At 48.1% G+C, this 20,466-nt stretch carries 22 protein-coding genes; 12 read left to right on the top strand and 10 right to left on the bottom strand.

Annotated features, from left to right (window positions below; genetic code table 11):
* Positions 1–5 precede the first annotated feature (5 nt).
* Complete coding sequence (locus SIB80_RS07080; RefSeq protein WP_063420170.1) at positions 6–3,521, top strand: DNA polymerase III subunit alpha; 3,516 nt, start codon at positions 6–8, stop codon at positions 3,519–3,521.
* Here SIB80_RS07080 and SIB80_RS07075 read toward each other — a convergent pair.
* From SIB80_RS07075 to ruvA, 3 genes are read right to left on the bottom strand one after another with little or no spacing between them, the layout of a single operon-like run.
* A complete protein-coding gene (locus SIB80_RS07075) occupies positions 3,510–3,995 on the bottom strand; it encodes a PAM68 family protein (protein ID WP_063420169.1) in 486 nt (161 codons plus the stop codon). The two genes, SIB80_RS07080 and SIB80_RS07075, sit on opposite strands and share 12 nt — an antisense overlap.
* A gap of 36 nt (positions 3,996–4,031) precedes the next feature.
* The gene (gene rpsO / locus SIB80_RS07070; protein WP_011130024.1) at positions 4,032–4,301 is read right to left on the bottom strand and encodes a 30S ribosomal protein S15; all 270 of its coding nucleotides are present in this window, start codon (positions 4,299–4,301) and stop codon (positions 4,032–4,034) included.
* 58 nt (positions 4,302–4,359) lie between these two features.
* On the bottom strand, positions 4,360–5,037 hold the full coding sequence (gene ruvA, locus SIB80_RS07065) for a Holliday junction branch migration protein RuvA (RefSeq protein WP_041375147.1): 678 nt from the start codon (positions 5,035–5,037) through the stop codon (positions 4,360–4,362).
* Between the two features lie 849 nt (positions 5,038–5,886).
* On the opposite strand from ruvA, the gene SIB80_RS07060 reads away from it, so the two are divergent.
* Positions 5,887–6,114, top strand: a complete 228-nt coding sequence (locus SIB80_RS07060) for a hypothetical protein (RefSeq protein WP_063420167.1) — start codon at positions 5,887–5,889, stop codon at positions 6,112–6,114.
* A gap of 219 nt (positions 6,115–6,333) precedes the next feature.
* Here SIB80_RS07060 and SIB80_RS07055 read toward each other — a convergent pair whose 3' ends face one another.
* Complete coding sequence (locus SIB80_RS07055) at positions 6,334–7,239, bottom strand: DMT family transporter (RefSeq protein ID WP_063420166.1); 906 nt, start codon at positions 7,237–7,239, stop codon at positions 6,334–6,336.
* 207 nt (positions 7,240–7,446) lie between these two features.
* Between SIB80_RS07055 and SIB80_RS07050 the strand changes: the two genes are divergently transcribed.
* The 4 genes from SIB80_RS07050 to SIB80_RS07035 all read left to right on the top strand — a co-directional run bounded on the left by SIB80_RS07050 (position 7,447) and on the right by SIB80_RS07035 (position 11,450).
* A complete protein-coding gene (locus SIB80_RS07050) occupies positions 7,447–8,274 on the top strand; it encodes a CsgG/HfaB family protein (RefSeq protein ID WP_063420165.1) in 828 nt (275 codons plus the stop codon).
* 185 nt (positions 8,275–8,459) lie between these two features.
* Complete coding sequence (dnaG, locus tag SIB80_RS07045) at positions 8,460–10,514, top strand: DNA primase (protein WP_063420164.1); 2,055 nt, start codon at positions 8,460–8,462, stop codon at positions 10,512–10,514.
* 345 nt (positions 10,515–10,859) lie between these two features.
* On the top strand, positions 10,860–11,114 hold the full coding sequence (locus SIB80_RS07040) for a hypothetical protein (protein WP_063420163.1): 255 nt from the start codon (positions 10,860–10,862) through the stop codon (positions 11,112–11,114).
* A gap of 39 nt (positions 11,115–11,153) precedes the next feature.
* Complete coding sequence (locus SIB80_RS07035; protein ID WP_063420162.1) at positions 11,154–11,450, top strand: hypothetical protein; 297 nt, start codon at positions 11,154–11,156, stop codon at positions 11,448–11,450.
* A 428-nt stretch (positions 11,451–11,878) separates the two neighbouring features.
* Here the strand turns inward: SIB80_RS07035 and SIB80_RS07030 are convergent, their stop codons facing one another.
* Positions 11,879–13,153: a Y-family DNA polymerase gene (locus tag SIB80_RS07030; protein ID WP_063420161.1), complete on the bottom strand. Its 1,275-nt coding sequence runs from the start codon at positions 13,151–13,153 to the stop codon at positions 11,879–11,881.
* A gap of 64 nt (positions 13,154–13,217) precedes the next feature.
* Here SIB80_RS07030 and SIB80_RS07025 point away from each other — a divergent pair, with 64 nt between their 5' ends.
* Positions 13,218–13,391, top strand: a complete 174-nt coding sequence (locus SIB80_RS07025) for a hypothetical protein (protein WP_155724662.1) — start codon at positions 13,218–13,220, stop codon at positions 13,389–13,391.
* 126 nt (positions 13,392–13,517) lie between these two features.
* Positions 13,518–14,156 (top strand): hypothetical protein, encoded by a 639-nt coding sequence (locus tag SIB80_RS07020; RefSeq protein WP_063420160.1) that lies wholly within the window; start codon positions 13,518–13,520, stop codon positions 14,154–14,156.
* Positions 14,157–14,269: 113 nt separating this feature from the next.
* Here SIB80_RS07020 and SIB80_RS07015 read toward each other — a convergent pair whose 3' ends face one another.
* The 4 genes from SIB80_RS07015 to SIB80_RS07000 form a co-directional block, all read right to left on the bottom strand.
* A complete protein-coding gene (locus SIB80_RS07015) occupies positions 14,270–14,746 on the bottom strand; it encodes a LexA family protein (protein WP_063420343.1) in 477 nt (158 codons plus the stop codon).
* Positions 14,747–14,931: 185 nt separating this feature from the next.
* Positions 14,932–15,270, bottom strand: coding sequence for a cupin domain-containing protein (locus SIB80_RS07010; protein WP_236066093.1), 339 nt, complete (start codon positions 15,268–15,270; stop codon positions 14,932–14,934).
* 347 nt (positions 15,271–15,617) lie between these two features.
* Entirely contained in the window at positions 15,618–15,878 is a 261-nt protein-coding gene (locus SIB80_RS07005; RefSeq protein WP_063420159.1) for a 2TM domain-containing protein, read from the bottom strand.
* Between the two features lie 358 nt (positions 15,879–16,236).
* On the bottom strand, positions 16,237–16,689 hold the full coding sequence (locus SIB80_RS07000) for a 23S rRNA (pseudouridine(1915)-N(3))-methyltransferase RlmH (protein WP_063420158.1): 453 nt from the start codon (positions 16,687–16,689) through the stop codon (positions 16,237–16,239).
* Positions 16,690–16,882: 193 nt separating this feature from the next.
* Between SIB80_RS07000 and SIB80_RS06995 the strand changes: the two genes are divergently transcribed.
* The 3 genes from SIB80_RS06995 (at position 16,883) to SIB80_RS06985 (ending at position 18,625) form a co-directional block, all read left to right on the top strand.
* On the top strand, positions 16,883–17,104 hold the full coding sequence (locus tag SIB80_RS06995; protein ID WP_063420156.1) for a hypothetical protein: 222 nt from the start codon (positions 16,883–16,885) through the stop codon (positions 17,102–17,104).
* Positions 17,105–17,209: 105 nt separating this feature from the next.
* The gene (locus SIB80_RS06990) at positions 17,210–17,503 is read left to right on the top strand and encodes a hypothetical protein (RefSeq protein ID WP_063420155.1); all 294 of its coding nucleotides are present in this window, start codon (positions 17,210–17,212) and stop codon (positions 17,501–17,503) included.
* A gap of 486 nt (positions 17,504–17,989) precedes the next feature.
* Positions 17,990–18,625: a hypothetical protein gene (locus SIB80_RS06985; RefSeq protein ID WP_063420153.1), complete on the top strand. Its 636-nt coding sequence runs from the start codon at positions 17,990–17,992 to the stop codon at positions 18,623–18,625.
* Positions 18,626–19,159: 534 nt separating this feature from the next.
* Here SIB80_RS06985 and SIB80_RS06980 read toward each other — a convergent pair.
* On the bottom strand, positions 19,160–19,546 hold the full coding sequence (locus SIB80_RS06980; protein WP_063420152.1) for a DoxX family protein: 387 nt from the start codon (positions 19,544–19,546) through the stop codon (positions 19,160–19,162).
* A 533-nt stretch (positions 19,547–20,079) separates the two neighbouring features.
* On the opposite strand from SIB80_RS06980, the gene SIB80_RS06975 reads away from it, so the two are divergent.
* A complete protein-coding gene (locus SIB80_RS06975) occupies positions 20,080–20,433 on the top strand; it encodes a rhodanese-like domain-containing protein (RefSeq protein WP_063420341.1) in 354 nt (117 codons plus the stop codon).
* Positions 20,434–20,466 lie beyond the last annotated feature (33 nt).

Below are 20,466 nucleotides of genomic sequence, written 5' to 3'. Positions count from 1 at the left end.
GGGGCATGGCATTCGTTCCTCTTCACAACCACAGCGACTACAGCCTTCTGGATGGAGCTACACAGCTCCCCCAGATGGTGAAGCGAGCCAAGGAGCTAGGCATGCCCGCTCTGGCACTCACCGACCACGGTGTGATGTATGGCGCCATTGAACTGCTGAAGCTTTGCAAGAACGCTGAGATCAAGCCGATCATCGGCAATGAGATGTATGTGATCAACGGGTCCATTGAGGATCCACAACCGAAGAAGGAGCGTCGTTATCACCTGGTGGTGCTTGCTAAGAACGCTGTTGGCTATCGCAATCTTGTGAAACTCACCAGCATTAGCCATCTGCGCGGTATGCGCGGCCGAGGCATCTTTGCAAGGCCATGCATTGATAAAGAACTGCTCAAGGCCTATAGCGAGGGGTTAATTGTTGCCACCGCTTGTCTTGGTGGGGAGATTCCTCAAGCCATCTTGCGCGGTCGCATTGATGTAGCAAGGGATGTGGCCCGTTGGTACCAGGAGGTCTTTGGCAAAGACTTCTATCTCGAAGTTCAGGATCACGGCTCGCCGGAAGACCGAATCGTCAATGTGGAAATTGTGAACATCGCCAAAGAGCTAGGGATTGAACTGATTGCGACCAATGACGCCCATTACCTCAGCAAGAACGATGTGGAGGCCCATGACGCCCTGCTTTGTGTGCTGACAGGCAAGTTGATCAGTGATGAGAAGCGTCTGCGCTACACAGGTACTGAATACATCAAGTCTGAACAGGAGATGGGACGGCTGTTCGCCGATCATCTCGAGCCTGATGTGCTGCAAGAGGCTATTGCCAACACAGCAGCCGTTGCCGAAAAGGTTGAGGAATACTCAATCCTCGGTAGTTATCAGATGCCTCGTTTCCCGATTCCTGAAGGACATAGCGCCGTGAGTTATCTACACGAAGTCTCAGAGCAGGGGCTACGGCAAAGGTTGAAACTGGCAACGACAGATCCCATTGATAACCATTACGGCGAAAGGCTCACCTATGAGCTAGGTGTGATGGAACAGATGGGCTTCCCTACCTATTTCCTGGTGGTATGGGATTACATCCGCTTTGCACGTGAACAGGGCATTCCAGTAGGACCAGGGAGGGGGTCAGCCGCTGGCTCACTCGTGGCATATGCCCTTGGTATTACCAACATTGATCCTGTTCAAAACGGATTGTTATTTGAGCGATTCCTTAATCCTGAGCGTAAGTCGATGCCTGATATTGACACTGATTTCTGTATTGAACGTCGTGGTGAGGTGATCGACTATGTCACGCGTCGTTACGGCGAAGACAAGGTTGCTCAAATTATCACTTTTAACCGAATGACCTCTAAGGCCGTCTTGAAGGATGTAGCCCGGGTGCTTGATATTCCCTATGGAGATGCCGATCGACTTGCCAAGCTTATTCCCGTAGTAAGGGGAAAGCCTGCAAAGCTAGCTGCGATGATCGGCAGCGATTCGCCGAATGCTGAATTCCGTGAAAAGTATCAGAACGATCCAGTAGTTACAAAATGGGTCGATATGGCAATGCGCATTGAAGGTACCAATAAAACCTTTGGCGTTCATGCCGCTGGAGTCGTCATTGCTGCTGAGCCCCTAGATGATCTTGTACCGCTTCAGCGTAATAACGATGGACAGGTAATTACTCAATACTTCATGGAGGATGTGGAGTCGATGGGGTTATTGAAGATGGATTTTCTTGGGCTCAAGAATCTCACCATGATTGACAAAACACTTGAGCTTGTTGAAGTCAGCAATGGAGAGAGAATTGATCCTGATCAATTGCCACCAGAGGATCCTGAAACTTTTGCCTTACTTGCAAGAGGAGATCTTGAGGGCATCTTTCAACTTGAATCGAGTGGGATGAGACAGATTGTGCGTGACCTTCGCCCCTCGTCTCTTGAAGATATCTCCTCAATTTTAGCCTTGTACAGACCAGGTCCTTTGGATGCCGGATTGATTCCAAAATTCATCAATCGGAAACATGGTCGAGAGGCAATTGATTTTGCTCATGCTGCCCTTGAACCAATCCTTAAGGAGACTTACGGGATCATGGTTTATCAGGAGCAGATCATGAAGATTGCCCAGGATCTTGCTGGCTATTCTCTGGGCGAAGCTGACTTGCTGCGGCGTGCAATGGGCAAGAAAAAGGTTTCAGAGATGCAGAAACATCGCAGTATTTTTGTTGAAGGCGCAAGTCGAAGTGGTGTTGATCAGAAGATCGCCGATGAGCTTTTCGACCAAATGGTTTTGTTCGCCGAATATTGCTTCAACAAGAGTCACTCAACGGCTTATGGCGCTGTTACTTATCAGACTGCCTATTTAAAGGCACATTATCCAGTTGCCTATATGGCGTCATTACTGACAGTCAATGCTGGCGCTAGTGACAAGGTGCAGCGCTATATCTCGAATTGCAATGCGATGGGGATTGAAGTGATGCCGCCAGATGTGAATGCTTCAGGGATTGATTTCACCCCTGCTGGTGATCGCATCTTGTTTGGTCTTTCTGCTGTGAGAAATCTTGGCGATGGTGCAATCAGGCAGCTAATTGCCAATCGCGATGGTGATGGCCCCTTTGTCTCCCTTGCCGATCTCTGTGATCGTCTGCCCTCCAATGTTCTGAATCGTCGCGGGTTGGAATCTCTTATTCATTGCGGAGCCCTAGATGCCATAGACCCTGAATCGAACCGGGCCCAGTTAATTGCCGACTTGGAGCTTCTGATCAACTGGGCTGCTTCTCGTGCCCGTGATCGACTAAGTGGTCAGGGCAACCTATTTGATCTTGTGGCTGGAGCAGCAGACGAGCAAACCTCTGATGAGCTGAGCACTGCACCCAAGGCAGCACCGGTTCCCGACTACCCACCGACTGAAAAGCTGAGACTTGAAAAAGAGTTGGTTGGTTTCTACCTTTCTGATCACCCTCTGAAGCAGCTCACTGCTCCTGCTCAATTGCTGGCGCCCATTGGTCTTGCCAGCCTTGAGGATCAGCCTGACAAGGCGAAGGTCAGTGTGATCACGATGCTGACGGAAATGCGCCAAGTCACAACCCGCAAGGGCGATCGCATGGCAGTTCTCAAGATTGAGGATCTCACCGGTGGTTGCGAAGCTGTGGTGTTCCCCAAGAGCTATGCCCGTCTATCAGATCACCTCATGTTGGAAGCGCGACTGCTCATCTGGGCCTCTGTTGATTGTCGCGACGACCGTATCCAATTGATCATTGATGATTGCCGCGCCATCGATGACCTACGACTGCTGTTGGTGGAGTTGATGCCTGATGAAGCCTGTGACATCACTGTGCAGCACAAGCTTCGGGAATGTCTCCATCAGCATCGCCCAGCCAAGGATGAATTTGGCGTGCGGGTACCCGTGGTGGCAGCGGTTCGCCAGGGTCCCCAGGTGCGTTACGTATGCCTAGGTCATCAGTTCTGCGTTCGTGACGCTTCTGCTGCACTCAGTTCCCTTCAACAGCAAGCATTCAAAGCTCGATGCAGCGACCGACTATTTGTCTGATGTTTGTCCTGATTCTTTTGGCTTGATCTCTGATTTTGAGCCTGGTTGATTAGCTTTGCTTGAATCGCGCATTCTTCCTATGTTGCGACCAATGTGTTCCAGTCCAAGCAGGCTGCCTGGAGCATCTTCCCAGCTAGCAGATAGAACCCCATAACTCAGTCCTATCAAGCCAACGAGAAAGCAGGCTCCTGAACTGATCAGCGTGATGAATGGTGAGATATCAGCAATGCCGCGGGTCACAATCAGATAACTAGCGACAAAAACACCCATCCCTGCAGCAGTAGGCAGACCCGAGGCAAAGATCACGCGCCGCAGCATGCGGTTGGCCACCGGCTTTGGAATGGCCTGCTGACTGCTGGAGGTCGCTTTTGCTTTCTTGATCTTTGGCGATTTGGATCCCTTTTGGGGCAGGCTTTTGTTGGCCGTTCCGCTCTTGTCAGGCCCGAAAGGCATAGCTTTGCTTCGTTCGGCCATCTGCTTAAAAATTAGAGGGAAATCGCCAAAAGGGATTTAACCGCGGATGCCTAGTTTGGTGATCAGGCCGTTGTAGCGCTGTTCACTTTTTCCGCGTACATAACTGAGTAGGCGCTTGCGACGACCAATCATCTTGAGCAGTCCCTGACGGGATGAGAAGTCGTGCTTGTTCTCCTGCAGGTGCGAGCTGAGCTTGGTAATCCGCTCGCTAAGCATTGCCACTTGCACCTCCACAGACCCCGTATCGGTGCCATGGGTTTGGTTGGCGTTGATCAGCTGTTGCTTTTCTGTTGTATCGAGCGACATGCTTGGCGTTTTGCCCTAAGAGACCAAAAAAACAATCTAACTCTTTAAGGACCATTGTTTAGGCAGCTTCCTGACTAAGCCAGCGCAGGCTTGCTCTCAGCCAGGCGTCAGTGTCGTCGATGGCGGGAACAGACTCAGGCATGTCCCTGGCTCCTATTGCAGCACCGCTGGCCACAGCCCTTATGGCACGGCGTATTTCAAGATCTTCGTAACCAAGGCCCCCGAGGGTGATCTGTAGCTCATGCAGACTTGAATCCTTGAGCTGATGCGAATCGATCACACCGTTGTCAACCAGGGACATTCCAGGATCACGACAACTAAATTCAGCCAACTTTGTGCGCAATTCCACCGCAAGACGTTCGGCTGTGCGCTTGCCTACACCTTGAGCCTGACAAAGCTTGCGTAGGTCTCCCTGCACAATCGCCTCTACAAGTTCTCCGGTCTGACATTCCTCTAGAAGAGCGAGGGCCATCTGGGGCCCCACTCCGCTAACACCAATCAAGGTACGAAACATGTCGCGTTCTCGTCGTTCCGGGAAGCCAAACAAGCTGGATCCATCATCACGCTGCACCTGATGGATCCAGAGGATGAATGTGTTTTGCCCGTGCTCCATTTCGCTGAGATGGCGCGGTGCAATCTGAACCTCGTAACCAACACCAGCACATGCCAAAACAACTCCTTGTCGAGTCCCTTGCTGCCAGGCTTCTACTTTTTGCCCTTGCAGCCAGCCGATCATGAGGTTGCTCTTGATGTCATCCATGCTGCCTGATCTGTCCAGCCTCTGCTTGATCGTTCGAGGTCCTGCTCAGAGCTTCTGGAGCTTGTTTTGCTTTGCGTAACCGATCTAAAACTCAATTCCTGCAATGGTTATCAGTAGCCTCGCCAGTGGATGTCCGCCAGAAGCCTTGGTACTACAGATTGAGTTGTTGCAAACCGCTATTACCAGTCTCCTAGATCTTAAGAGGAGGAGTTCAGCAGATAGGAGTGGAGTGCATGTTGACAAGTGAGATAACAGTCATCTACGTGAGAATTGGGTCTTGGGGGGTAATGGGTGACTTTGCTTAACAGCTACCTAGTGATTCACTACCTACAGAAAGTTCGTTAAATAATTTCTAGAGCATTTTTTTTTAAAAGGGTAAGTTTTATTTGCCTGTCTATTTATGACCATCTTCAGAAGAGAAGCCCAAACTGTCTACTCAAAGAAGAACTAGAACCTGAATACCGCTTTGCCTATAGGCTTGACGAGGTTAGACAAGCTTATCTACTGAGTAAAGCTAGACTCAATAGACCCCATTGATTTTGGACAAGTATAATCTACAAGTTCTGGTTCTCTCTTTCAGACTTTCACCCTTCTCCTTATTCCAACCTTTACCCTTAATGATTGAGTCTTTTGCGGGATGATAGCTATACAAGACCTCTGGCTTACTTCTACACTCATTTATCTTGTGGTCATTTATTGATATTGGGATTTGAGTTGCAATCCATATAACCAATAAACCCATAAAGATTCCGTCTCTTTTAGATGCAGGTGACTAGATTATCTCCTCACATCGCCTATCATTAGAATACCTAGCAGAAACATCTAATGACAGACGAAGAAACGAGTAACTCTGAGTACTGGGAAGAAAGATCCGAGGAACTCTCAAATGATGAGTTGAAAGGTGTTAGTGGTGGAATAGATAGTGTTCCATTTGATCTAAAATCTAATAACCCGAAAGATTCAGGGTCTTCAGTAAAGAAAGGATTAGAGGACTTGGATGGTCAAGTTAAGGAAGATTCTGGGTTCAAGACCCACGGTGGGAATAGTTTCTAGGTTGTTCTGACCCCATTTTAGGACCAGAAAGAGGGTTACAAGACTCCCCTACCAACCTTGACTACCTACGACAGGTTTCGACGTCTTAAAAGTGACGAGACCTAATTCTCATCAGGTGGTCCTACGCGTGCCCATTTAAGGTTTTTTTACAGAAATTGCCATCCGATTGCTTACAACTCGATCAACAATATTGAGGTCGCTATGTTGTTTTCATGTTGGTTACTTTAGGATATTTTCTTGTCTACTTCTGAAGCTGATGACTGTTGCTCCTAATACCATCAGAGCTCCAATCACGAACCAGCCATCAACGGGTTCAGCAAACAGCAGTACGCCCCAGAGCGTTGCGAACAAAACTTGGAAATAGCCAATTGAACCTGCTGTGGCTGCTGGCAGAAGAGTTAATCCCTCGGTAATCCAGATTTGACCAAGTTGGGTAAATAGGCCAATACCCAGTATCCAGAGCCAATCGATTCCAAGTGGCAAGACTCCCTGATTCCCGAGGAAGAGCAGGGCTATTGGTACTGATGTCAATGGAAAGTAGAAAACGATCACGAGTTGATGTTCCTGCTTGGAAAGCTCACGTACGCAGACGTAGGCCAGAGCTGTAAATAGAGCACCTGAAAGTGCAATAGAGACAGATAAAGGGGAGTAACCGCTGAAGCTTGTGCCAAGCCATTCTGGTTTTAAGACAAGAGTGATCCCCAACCAACCGAGAAGTACTGCTATGCCAATACGACGATGGATTCTTTCTCTTAAAAACATCCATGCCGCTAACGCAATAAATGTTGGATAGGTGTATTGCAGAACGGTTGCGGTAGCAAGGGGTAAGGACGCCAGGGCGTCAAATACACAGAACAATGCCGCTGTGCCCAACAGCCCGCGCAATAACAGCAACCTTTTACGTTGTCCCCAGGGGGAAACCCCAACCCGACTGAGCATGAACCGAGTAATTGCCAGGCTGATCAGAGATCTTGCGAACAAAATTTCTGCGACCGGTAAACGACCACCAAGGTGTTTGACGCAAACGGTCATCAAGCTGAAGGCCAGAGCGGCGAGCAGGAGTGATTTGAACCCACGCCTTTGGCTGTTTGTCTGCAGTTGGTTGTTGCCCTGCATTGACATCATTCATCTCATCCGCAGAACTGAGGCAATGGCATAGTCAACAACACAAGAGAAGAGGCCATCCCTGAAAGCCTTTGCCGCAAGGAAAGACCAGCAATAGGATTGAGATCGCCATGACGTTCCAAATTGGTGATGGCAAGTCGCGTTGCTTTACGAGAAGCAACCCACTCACCTAATTCTTTTTAAATTGCCCGACTGTAGAAATCTCTAATGGATTCAAAAGCCGTGAAACTCTTCTCCTTTGGTGTTTCAGCAGCAGTGGCTTCCTTTGTGTTTGTTCCAGTAGCCGCCTGGGCTGGCCCAACGGTTTCTGTCCCTGACTTTAAAAACCAGGTGGGAAGGTTGTCTTGGTGGAGCCCGCGTGTGAGCCGTCAGCTCGCGGATGCTCTTTCCAATGAACTAGCCCTTGCTGGTGGACTAACTGTCGTGGAACGGCAGAATCTCAAGGCGGTCCTCACTGAGCAAGAGCTTGCCGAGTTGGGGATTGTGCGAAACGACAGAGACGCCGCACGTAGCCGTCAAATGCGTGGCGCCCGCTATTTGATTATGGGGCGTGTGAGTGGCTACGAGGATGGGGTTGAAACAAAGCAATCTGGAAGTGGGATGCGCTTTATGGGTTTTGGTGGCTCGAAGACTGTTTCGGAATCCAAGGCTTATGTTTCCATCGACCTACGGGTGGTGGATTCCTCCACTGGAGAGGTTGTCGGTGCGCGAACAGTAGAGGGGCGTGCGACCAGCACAGCTAAGCAGAAAGGCTCCGGCGGATCTTTGGCTCCCTTGGCTGGGATTGTAGGAGGTGCAACCGGTGCAAGAGGGGCAGGGGCCTATGGCCTTGCGGCTGCAGGCACTTTTAGTTATGAAGAGTCATCCAGCGAAAGTAATCGCACTCCCGCAGCAAAAGCCATTCGCGCAGCTCTCATTGATGGTGCTGATTATGTGAATTGCCTATTGGTGATTCGTGATGCCTGTTTGGCGTCTTATCAGCAGCAGGAAGCAATTCGACGCTCTAATACACGTGATGTGCTGCAACTCGATTGATGTCGATCAAAGTTTTGTCGTTTTGCGGCAAGGCTGATTATGCCGTTTGCGCTACTAATAGAGAGAGGACGATTTTGAAGAGGTTTTGAGTTCTTATTGATCTCGACCTTGCTTGTCGTATGGATTGATTTTGCTGATCATGTTCTCTTCTCGACCTCTCGCGGCGCAACCAGCAAAATAAGGTCATGCCCGTCCCCCGTCTTCACCCGCGCACGATCGAGGCCGTCAAGGAGCGTGCCGACATTGTTGATGTCGTTGGCGAACATGTGGTTCTAAAGAAAAAGGGCCGTGAATTCGTAGGGATCTGTCCGTTCCATGACGACAGCAAACCATCGATGACGGTCTCGCCAGCGAAGCAGTTTTATTACTGCTTCTCTTGTGGAGCTGGTGGAAACTCGATCAAGTTCCTGATGGAGTTTCAGCGCCAGAGTTTTGGTGATGTGGTGCTGGAGCTTGCTCGCAAATATCAACTACCTGTTGAAACGGTCGAGGGGCCCCAGCAGGAACGACTACGTCAGCAGCTCTCTCGTCGAGACAAGCTTCATCGTGCGCTTGCATTGGCGGCCGGTTGGTTTCGTGGCCAGCTGCGTACGCCAGTTGGCGCAAGTGCGCTGAATTACCTCACTGAGAAGCGGGGCCTTAGTGAAGTCACCCTGGAATCCTTCGAGCTTGGCTATGCCCCTGAGCAATGGGATGGTTTGCTCAATCACCTCCAGCAGGTGGAAGGTTTGTCTGCTGAATTGCTGGAAGCTGCCGGGCTTGTTGTGGCGCGCAAGGGTGGAGGAGGTTTTTACGATCGCTTTCGTCATCGTGTGATGGTGCCGATCCACGATCGCCAGGGACGGGTGATTGGTTTCGGCGGACGCAGTCTTGATGGCTCAGAGCCGAAGTACCTCAACTCTCCTGAGACAGACGTGTTCGAGAAAGGCAAGCATTTATTTGGACTGGATCGGGCCGCGAATGCCATCCGTAAGCATGACCGGGCTGTGGTAGTCGAGGGATATTTCGATGTCATTGCCTTGCATGCTGCAGGTGTCACCAATTCAGTGGCCTCCTTAGGCACTGCTTTGAGTAGTCAGCAGATCACCCAGATCTGCCGTTGCAGCGAAGGGAAGCGGATCGTGCTTAATTTTGATGCTGATGGAGCCGGTGTTCGTGCTGCGAACCGGGCCATTGGCGAAGTTGAGCAACTGGCTTTGCAGGGCCAGTTGGAATTACGAGTGCTTCATTTGCCTTCTGGCAAAGACCCCGATGAATTTCTCAAAGATCATGGTGCTGGCGATTACAGGGCTCTATTAGATCAGTCACCTCTTTGGCTTGATTGGCAGATTCAACAGGTTTTGGAGGGCCGTGATTTAAGTCAAGCGGATCAGTTCCAGCAGGCAGTGACTGGCCTGGTTGCATTGCTCGGCAAGTTGCCCCAGTCGGCCGTACGGACCCACTACCTGCAACAGGTTGCCGAACGCTTGAGCGGTGGGCAAGGCCGGTTGGCCTTGCAGTTGGAGGAAGATCTGCGCCAGCAAGTGAAAGGGCAGCGCTGGCATGGCCGCTCGAGTCGCCATGAGCAACCTGGCGAGGCCAGTCAACGGGAGCGCAGCGAGGCAGAAATCCTGAGGTTATATCTCCATTGCTCAAATCATCGGGCTGCCATTCGCAGGGAGTTACGACAGCGAGAGCTGGAGGATTTTGCCTTGCAACATCACCGTTTGCTTTGGGCGGCGATCACTGATTTGGAGGAAACCAATCTTGGTGCAGGACGTTTAGAGGCGATCAGTCGAGGAACTGACTCTGGTCATGATTTGGAGGATATTGAGTTACCACGGCTGCTTACCGATCAGTTGCTCCTGGAGAACAGTGCTCTAGTCGCTCGTCTTACCCCTTTATTAGAACCTGGCGAGGTTCATTTGGCTGCTATGGCGAAGCCGCTGCTTCAGCTCCGGGGCACAGCAGCGACTCTAGAACGCCAGAAATCCCTCAAGCGTTGTCGTCATCTTCTTGAGGCCTGGGGTGGTCAGCGTCTTGAAACTCTTGAGCGTTGTATTGCTGCTTTGATTGAAGAAGAGCGACAGCAACCTACTGAATCGGTCGATATGGAAATGCGTATCGAAGCAATGTTTGAGGAGCTCAACAGCGATGCGTTGCGTTTCCAGGAGCTTTATTACAGCGAACGCAAGCACATTGGTCACTTAGATCAGCAGCGTTGTGGTGGCTTCTCAGGCCAGGATGTCATTCCGGCTTAGGTCATCAGTCTGTTGATGCGCTTCACAAGCCAAGCGGCGATATCAAGGAACTTGTTGTCGTGATTGACTATCACGATTCCTGCTTGCATCTTCTCGCCCATCTTTTTTAGCTTTTGAATGCAGCGCTCAGCGAGGCTTTACCATCTACGTTTCAGTGCATTAGCAACAGCTCCGCAGCTCAGCGAATCCTTTGTAGGGCTGTCAGATAAGGCATCAAGTTGTGGAGCTTAAAGATGAAACTCACTTGTGATTCTAAGCAGATGGTTGTCTCTACGGAGGTGTGCTTAGGCCCTTTAACTGCACCATGGCTCTTTAAAGTGATGATCTCTTCTTAAATTTAATGGCATGAGCTTCTACGAAGCGATTTGGCACGGTGAGGGAATTGGTGACGGAGGTGATTTAGAGGAGTCTCTCCAGGCTTATGTCGTGGTAAAACCTGAAGATGGCGACTGGACAGAAGCCTGTGAGAAGGACGGGGCCAACCCTCATGTGGATCACTACTCTTCCTTCGACGCTTATCTTGATAACGCCGATGCAATCGAGACGATTCCGGTAACCCCGGCGATGATTGCAGGAGCTGTTCAACAACTTTCCTCATGAGCGTTGTTTTAATCCGAAGGTTGCTGCGATTAGCCTCCGATGAGTGACGTCCCTATTGCCTTTGCTGGTTGCACGCCGGTGAATCATCTCTGGCCTCAGCTTGTTGAGCGGCTGGGAATGGATAAATCAAAACGCGCAGTGCGTCAGGCGCTTGATTTGCAGAGCATGCAAGGTCATGCTGCAACTTTGCCGGTGCTTTTGGTTGAAACTTGTGGGGTCGCCTTGGCTAGTACCGAACTACTGCGTCATCAGACCGGCCTCGCTTGCCATGGTGAGCGCATGGTATTGCTGTTGAATCGTCGCGAAGAGGAGGTGCAGCTTCTGCAGCAATTTTAAAATGCATGCACCCCCTAATGATCAAATAACAAACCCTCTCTTCTTCATTGTATATCTGTAGACCAGCGATTCTGTCTTGAGATTATTTTAATGGCGTTCAGTCACCTTTGCAGACTTTGCGGAAAATCTGTGCAGATTACTGAAGCATTTGCCAAGAGTATTCAGCGAACGGGAGGGTCATCAATAATTTGCTCTACTTGCCTGGCTCATGAATCCACTCACTTGTTGCCTTCTAGGCCATCAGCCAGGCTCTCAGTTGTTCGTCTAATGACCAAGACTTTTTTCATAGTAACTTTTCTATTTATTCTCACTTCTTTCTTCTCTGCATGGCGCATTCTTGATGGATTGGAGATGTGGATGGAACCGAGCAAATCAAATCCAGCCCAGTCCCCTAACGAATGAGATCTGTTGGCATTCAATTCTAAGTTTCAGGCCAGCACCAACGGCACGTCATCAAGGCGAGTTGTGGCCGCGCGGCTGAGTTGATGACGACGCATGCTCCATCCTGGCTGCATGCCACAAACTGCCCAACCCACGGTTCCGCTGCCGTAACGGTGATTGAGTCGGTCGATGGTGTTCATTAGTCGATCGCGGCGATGCTGCTCATCGGCATGAACTGCTACCAGCAAGTGTTGTTGCAGATGGTCTGCACTCTGTAGGTTTTGCATCAGCACCCCGGCTTTGTTTAAGCGGCAATGGGGCCGGTAGATTCGCTCTACTAGTGGCAGGGCTGCTGCTAGCAAAATTGCAGTGTCGTTGCTGGGCAGATCCAGTTGGATGGTAGCGGCTTGGCTGTAAAACGCTGGCGCAAATGGGCTGGTACGTGTGAATACGGTGAGGATCCCAGCCCGTTGCTGTTGTCGTCGCAGTTTTTCACTGGCGCGCACCACATAGGTTGCGATTGCCTGGCGTAATTCCTCTGGATTGGCGATTGGTCGGCTAAAACTGCGGCTAACGCAGGTTTCCTGTTTTGATGTTGGGGCTAGGGCTAGAGGAAGGCAGGCATAACCTTGTAATTCTCGTTGTAGGCGTATGCCTACAACGCCACAGCGGGCATGAAGTTGGCTACGTGGCATATCGCGCAATTGCCGGGCATTGGTTACGCCTCTAAGTCGGCACCAATGGGCCAACTTGCGACCGATCCCCCATACATTTTCGATAGCAACGCTCTCGAGCCATGTATCTGGATCACTAGCGGTGAGTAGGTTGAACACTCCAGCGTGAGCCGGTATGGCCTTGGCCAGGTGGTTGGCAAGTTTGGCCTGACCTTTACTGGCGCCAAGTCCGATTGCTATCGGTAGGCCCAGGTTGCGATGCACCTGGGCCCGTAGTTGACGGGCCCAGGGCTTTAGGTTGTCATCAGAGGGACCATTGATGTAAGCAAAGGCTTCATCAATCGAGTAAATCTCCAGCTCCTCACAATGGGCTTCCAGCAAGCTCATCAGTCGTTGGCTCATATCGCCGTAGAGGGCGTAGTTGGAGCTGCGCACGACAACGCCAAGTCGGTCCAATTTGTGACGGACCTTGAAATAGGGCGTGCCCATGCTGATTCCGAGAGCACGCGCTTCGGAGCTGCGAGCAACAATGCAGCCATCGTTGTTGGAGAGCACGACCAGAGGACGACCGATCAGCGAGGCGTCAAGGCTTTGCTCACAGGAGGCATAGAAATTGTTGCCGTCGATCAGAGCCGTGACCCGAGACATGGCGCTGAAGGGAAGCGAGCGAAACTATGCCCTACTCTAATACAAATGCACTAGCGCCTGTTTGATGGCGAGAACGTGCTTTGCTGTGACAGCCAGTCGCAATGGTTGTCGTCAATGTGGCGAGGAGAATGTCAATGCAGACTGGCGGCCAATCATTACTTTGATTGGTTGTTTGGCTGCATTGGTCTTGCTTGGCTGCATCAAGGTTTCCAACCTCAAGCCTGTCGTTGTGACCTAGAAACCTTTTGCAATAGAGGATGCTGGCTCAATGGCCGGCTAGGCGTAGCCGAATCCCTAATAATGTCTACAAAAAGTCGTCTATGACGTCTTAGCTGAACCTGGCCACATAGGTTGATTCCATGTTATGAGCAACCGCGTCGGTCGGGTCTTTTGTAAAACCAACAAGACAAAAGGATTTGCAATGGCACCAACTCTAAGCAAGCATCAGAAAGATATTATTCAGAGAATCAATAAGGAAACCTTCTCTGAATGGCTATCTAGAGGAGACAAGCAAGAGATCAGAGAGTTGATGGAAGAAGTCTGGATCGAATGGCTTTGCAAGGAAGATGATCAGTTCCGCGAACTTTACTATGATCTTCAATCAAAGGGTGATTGCGAATGGCTCAATATCAGAGAAGAAATCTTAGCTGTGCATGGCCATGTTGAGTCTCCAGAAGGAGCATCAGAGCTTCAGCAAAAAGCTATTAAAGCCAATGGTATTAAACACTTGCATGATTGGTTTGCATTTGTAGATGAATGTGTTCACGAGTATCTGGCAGATCTTGGCTGGGCAAGGGGGCCGGAGGAGAAATCTCTGGAGTATTTCCACACCTCTGTTTCTGCTTGGGTTTCCGATCAAGAGGCAAATGAACAACAAGAAAGGCGTCAATGGCTTGGTCAGTTGACCGATACGTTATGGGATTTCAAAGGCTCCTCTCATTGTTATTGGTCTGATCGCATCCTTGCCTTGCGCGATCTGGGTGAACAAAAGTCAGCCATTTGATCCTCCAAACTTGCCTATCTCTATATACGATTTAAAGGTAATATCTTTAAAGATGAGCAACAACACTATTGCTATGCCGGGCAGCCTTATTCATCATCTTGCCTATTTTGAGCCTATTCATGTAGGCGTTGTGTTGCGTGGGATATTTGCTGCGAAGGGTTGAGGCTATGAATGGAATGCACTGCCACACCCCAGATTTGCACATCACCGAAGCGAGCCAGATCCAGCGGTGGGTAATTGGAATGGGCGGCCTCTAGACGCAGTACACCACGGTGGCGGACAAGTTGTTTGAGTGTGAAGGCACCATCAAGAATCGCCACCACGATGTGACCGGGGCGTGCATCTAGGCTGCGGTCGACAACCAAGAGGTCGCCATTGTGGATGCCAACACCTGTCATTGAGTGGCCGCTAACACGCAGGAAGAAGGTGCTAGCCGGATGACGAATCAACTGTTCGTTGAGGTCGATGCCGATCTCGATATAGTCCTCAGCAGGGGAGGGGAAACCTGCCGCCACGTGCTCACTCGCTAATGGCAGGATCTGCTGCTTTCGCTCGGAGCGCAAATGAAGAAGAGGCTCGCTGAACTCCATCGCAACACCGGCGTCACCCTGATAGTACACCTGTTCCATTAGGTGCGGTTTTCTGATTTGGCTTGATAGGGGCGTGCCCCCCCCCAGGCGGTAGCAATCTCTTTACAAGATCGTTTGTGCTTGATCGAGCTGCTCTGTTGCACCTGCCAGCGTTTACGTTTTAAGCGCTGCCTAAGGAAGTTTTCTCAAAGGGCTTTCGTTTTCACCTGAACAGTCCTCGGAAGATGCTTGCTGCCTGCATAAAAGACGAGAACAACAGTGTCTTTTGGACCAAGACTTTTTCCGGTATGGACTGTATTCACTGTCTCAATCAGCGCAGCTCCCTGATTGAAAAGGCGTGTCGTTCCATCTTGAAGAGTTAGCTGAAGCGTGCCTTGAAGGATTACTCCTGCACTGATGACTGGGTGGGTATGCAATGGCAGGGTAACTCCGGCTGGAATCGTGATACGCAGAACTGTGATCTCAGCATTGCTGGTTGGGTATTGCGGGAGAAAATTTCCATCCCATTGCTTAGTGCTTTGCACAAGTGTTTCAATCTTAATTCCAAGATCCTTGCTATATTTAGCATTGTCATGTGCATTTAAGGACGTTGATGAAATGGTCGAAATCGCAATAATTGCTAGTGGTGCAAGCAATAGTCTTTGCATGATCATTTAACAAGGTGTAGACGCTATGAAGTTGGGGACTTAATTTCACAAACTTCATCAATGGAATACGTTTAATAGTCATTGATTGGCAAGCGTAAGATTCAGATGGCAGGGATATTTTAGATCTTAATATTCCTCAAACTATACCTCACTCATTACTATGGGTATTCACTTAACTGAAGCAAGTTTAAAATGGTAGAAGTGTGTACGATCATTGATTCCAATCAACTACGACGCATCTCTGCCTCGATCTCTTCTGTACTAAAGTCTCTCTCTGGATGAGCAAACTTCCAAGACTGAACAGCAAGAGAAATGCCCCATCCAAAAATAGGCCAAATGGGCCAGAAGTAGCCCATGCCAGTTACCAACCAAATCACAATCAGAGCAAGGTTCACAGTGAAATAGGTTTGAACCTGTCTCTTCAGTGCCCTTTTCTTCCTGAGTTGTGATAATGCTTTTTTGCGCAAAATTTCGTCATCAGGCATATCAAAAGACCTCTATTGATCATTAGGTGGACAATAACCAGCTTAAAGTCAACTCCAAGCTTGGTCAGCTCAAAGTAAATATTAGTGACATAAACTTGAACAGCATCCTATTTTGAGGTTCTAGTATTAGTGCGTTAACTAAGAATTAACAGACGCCCAGGCTGGCAACTGATAAAGAATGGGAGGATGGTTGGATTTCATTCTGGAGAGAGTGTTGTGGCATATATTGCTGAAGCAATCTGACATTTGAGCATCATCATTGTCTTAAACTGATTTCCTTTTCATTGTGCTCAAGAGTTATCGCATTAATCGAAAGCAGCTGTTTTATCAGTGATCGCAATTCAGATCTGCAGAATCGTTAGCTCCTGTGGTATTTACCTCCTTGCAGGATGGTCTGTGCTCGGTAGAGCTGCTCCACAAGCAACAAGCGAGCAAGTTCATGGGGAAGCGTCATCGCAGACAAACTGAGCTGCCATTGGGTTGAGTTTTTCAGCTCTGCTGATAGGCCATCAGCGCCACCAATCACAAAGGCAAGACGCTGAGAGCCATATTTTTCAAGGCGTTTAGCAAAGGACACTGAAGTCAGCGCTTCCCCTTCTTCGCTAAGAGGAACCAGCACTTCGTTGCTATTGAGTGCGGCCATGATCGCTTCCGCTTCTCGCGGCATAGATGCATCACGAACCTCTGTGATAATCAAGCCTGGTAGGCGTTTTTGATACATCGCTAGGCCGTCTTGGATCCAGCCTTTGCGTACCTTGCCAACGGCGATGATTCTAAACGCACAGTTTCTCAAGAACCGTTGCAGCAACATCACTCTCCATGATGCTTGGTTATAAGCACTGTTCAACAGATCCCCAGAAGAAAATGTTACTTGAAGTGCTTCAGGCGCAATCCCGCAGAGCGAAGCAGCGCATAGAAGGCCGTCAATGGCGCGATCGATTAGGACCAGTCAGAACAGCATCTAATGGTTTGCTAAAAGGTCAATATCGTCTACGGGGAGAAGGGTGAGAAAGCTCTGGGTGCAGTGGCAGGAGCTGTATGCGAAGGAGTGGTCACAATGGTTGGCTTGGCCTTTATTTGCACTTGGGGTCTGGGTGATGCTCGCCGGAGGCAGCAGTGGCTGGTTTTTGCCTGGTTTTTTAATCTGGTGGGTCGCTTGTGATCACACAGTCCCTCCCTGGAGGAAATGGCGAAAGAAACAACTGGCAAAGAAGGAAAGGAAGTAGACAGCCACATGAAGCGCTCTCCATTCGCAAGCGGAGTATTCCCTGGAGTTAGAGATCGATGAGCTAGGTCACACTTTCATTTGAACGAGATCACCTCCAGAGCGAGTGATCAGCGAGAAGCTAAATGCATCGAAGGCAAACAACCTTCTCAACCAGAGTAAAACAATGTCCATGGAACGCCACGATCAAGAACTAAGCCTTGGTAAACTGAAAGCCATCTCTGCAGGCATTATTCTTAATAATTATATTGGCTTAGATATGGATCTAAATGTAAACAGATGCAATATGGGAATGCCTTCGTGGCATAAGTTGACCAGCACATGGAAGCATCCTCGGTACAATATTCAAGGCAAAGTACATGGGCGACATGAAGAGTGGACGGCAATTAATTTGAATTAGCGATAGGTTATTGAGATGATTACAAAGGATTCATCTTAAGCAAATAAAAAACTAAAGGGAGTAGAGTTCAAAGCAAGTAGCGAGTAAATCCAATTAGATTTAAAAATAAAAGGAGCCAATCCTTAGCAATACTTATGGAATAGATTCATGAAGAATTGATGCTCCAATACAGTTGTAAAAAATAGACATTTGGGCATAAACGCCTGACATCAATAAAGCTCAACAGACAATTGGATAAAGATTAACATGAATGATTCAACTGTCTCTAAACTAATTATTCTTATTTTAGCTTGACAAGAGTAATATTGATATCGATAGGCGATGAACTGGTTAGAATCAGCATAGACCAAATTAATTGCCTGCATAAAGATAAAAAAGCTAATGGTAATAGAAGTATTTACAAGCAAGGCCATTCACATAGTTCTCAAACATTTTCTCAACTTCAGTGGTAGAAGCTGTAATCTATTGTCAAGCCAAAAGGCACCTATGACAGCAAGCATCATGAAGCAAGAAGACTTCCTGTTTGACCACTTCAGACTTAGTCAACAACAATTAATCTCTTATAAGATTTTCTGGGTTGATCGTTGGTTAAATTATTGTTGGGATGATGTGCTGGGAAGGATCGGTGGACTTGACCTTCCTTCGATTGGCAGAGCCTATAAATCTCCCCCTCCAGCACAACTACTTCTGTTGTCGAATGGCCAGAAAATAGAACTTTTTGACCGAAATAAAGACTACCTCTTGAGATCTATTCTTGAGGATAGCAGAGGAGATGTTGGCGCTATTGATTTCAATAGGCAGTGGCTTTCTGAAAACTCTAATAATAAGGAATTAGAAGCGATTGCAAAGCAATGGCATGCTTTTCTAAAAGAAGAGTGTAATGACGTAATTGAAGAACAAGAGAATGAGGGCATCAGACTAATCACATCCTCATTACCTTTAACAGTAAGAAATTTAGAATTTGCCAAGCAAGAAAAAGAACAACACTGGGATTGGGAAATAAGCAACGGAATGATCATGCTTACTTGTAGCGAAGATCATTTTAATAACACAATCAAGCCTTATTTAGATAGTGGTCAGGCAGACTACCTGGATTCTAATTCAGGTCCTGTACTAGGTTGATTCGACTGATCTGGCAAGCTAAACCAACACCATTAGTATTTATCATGATATCAAGTCAATAAAAAAGCAGGGATCAAAACCAGGAAGCGTTACTGAAAGTCTAAAAGAGTGGTTAAAAGTGAAGATCATCATGCCAAAATAAGGAATGGGTCAACAAAGAAAGGTTTGGCATATGGTTTCAATATGTATTCGTACCATTAAAAAAGCCTTTTAAATAATTAAAACTGATCTCGTTTACTAAATTAGACGAGAATAAGAATAAGATTAATATTAAGAGATTCATGTTTATAGTGCCTAAACTTGTTGTGATCGAGTTGATCATCAGGCAGAATAAGACACCTTTAAATAAAAAATTAAATGCTTAAGACTTTTAAGGATAGAGCTGCTAATAAGGCAGACTGATGTTGTCGTTAAAACTATTGGATAGTTACTATTCAGCAAAGCTATATATGCTTTTATTTAACCTGACCAAACAAAAGATAGTTATTTTTATGAATAACAGATGAACAACAGAAAAAAGCTATATTTTAATGATTATCGGCAAACTTCTCTTTCGATGAATTTTGGTCTAGTCAAGGCTAGAGTAAGGCCACCAATCAACCCAAGATTCATAAATAGTGCTTTAGGCTGAAAGGGGAATGCATGGAAGATGACTGTCGTAGGCACAAGAAAGATAAGTAATAGTGATGCTCCAAGTTTTTGACTCTTGCCAAATAGAAGAAGTACTGAGCCAACAATAAGGCAGGCAATTGCTGCCAACAACAAGAAGGGTGCTAATGATTCAGGGATCCCTTGCCCTGAGATTGCTTCAACTACTGATGAGAACTTGGTAATCTTTGACGGAACTGCGACAACAAAAACAGCGGATAAACAAAGCCTGCCGATGAAATCAACTAACTTCCATACATGTGGTTGAGGCATTGGTCTGATTGGTTCTTTGCTAATTATCTACGAATGATGTTGTACTGGCCCGATTGGTTTGGATTCCTTACAAAAAAGCATTCATGAAAGCAATCCTGATGGATTGAGAGCTATCTGCAATGAACATGAGCGAGTTCAAGACTAGACGCGTCTACTGATTTAGATCACTCAACGCGTTTGGTCATCAGAGACAGCTAAAGGCTTGGATGAAGCACACACTAGATCCAATCTCTGCAATTACAATGGTCTGATAGCAGCAAGAGCAGTGGAAGGAGTACTCTTCAGCAAAAGATGAACAACCTACAGGCTGCTAAGAGGCACAGTAATGTCATGAATATGATCTTCTTAGACTTGACTGTGAGACACTGATGTGATTCCCTTTAAGGGTTGGCCATGGTCTCAGTGGTAAACCTTGGTAAGGCAGATTAATAGTGATTGCATTACATCAAACTGCAATACAGGATCATCCGTACCAATGGCGGTCAAAGTGGAACGAGATGAACGAAACTCACATCGAAGCCAATCATTTAACAATGAATCAGCCCACTCCAACCCCTATTTCTGCAAAGGATCTGCATCGCTGGTTGAGCGACTCCTCCTCTCTACCAATCTGTGTGGATGTGAGAGAAGACCAGGAGCTTGAGTTAGCCCCATTCCCAGCCGATGTACTGCATTTTCCGCTGAGTCGATCTTCTGATTGGATCGAAACTCTGCCTCAACTATTACCAAACGACCGCCCTGTCGTCGTGATTTGCCATGCTGGCATACGCAGTTGGAACTTCGGGACCTGGCTTTTAGAGCAGGATATTAGTTATCAGGTCTGGAATCTAGAAGGCGGAATCGACGCATGGAGCATCAATGTCGACTCAAGCGTGCCCCGCTATTAAGCAAGGGTTCAAAACAAATGCAAAGCTCGTGAT

Source organism: Prochlorococcus sp. MIT 1327, assembly GCF_047304785.1.
Classification (GTDB): domain Bacteria; phylum Cyanobacteriota; class Cyanobacteriia; order PCC-6307; family Cyanobiaceae; genus Prochlorococcus; species Prochlorococcus marinus_D.
This window is presented reverse-complemented; position numbering and strand designations above follow the sequence as displayed.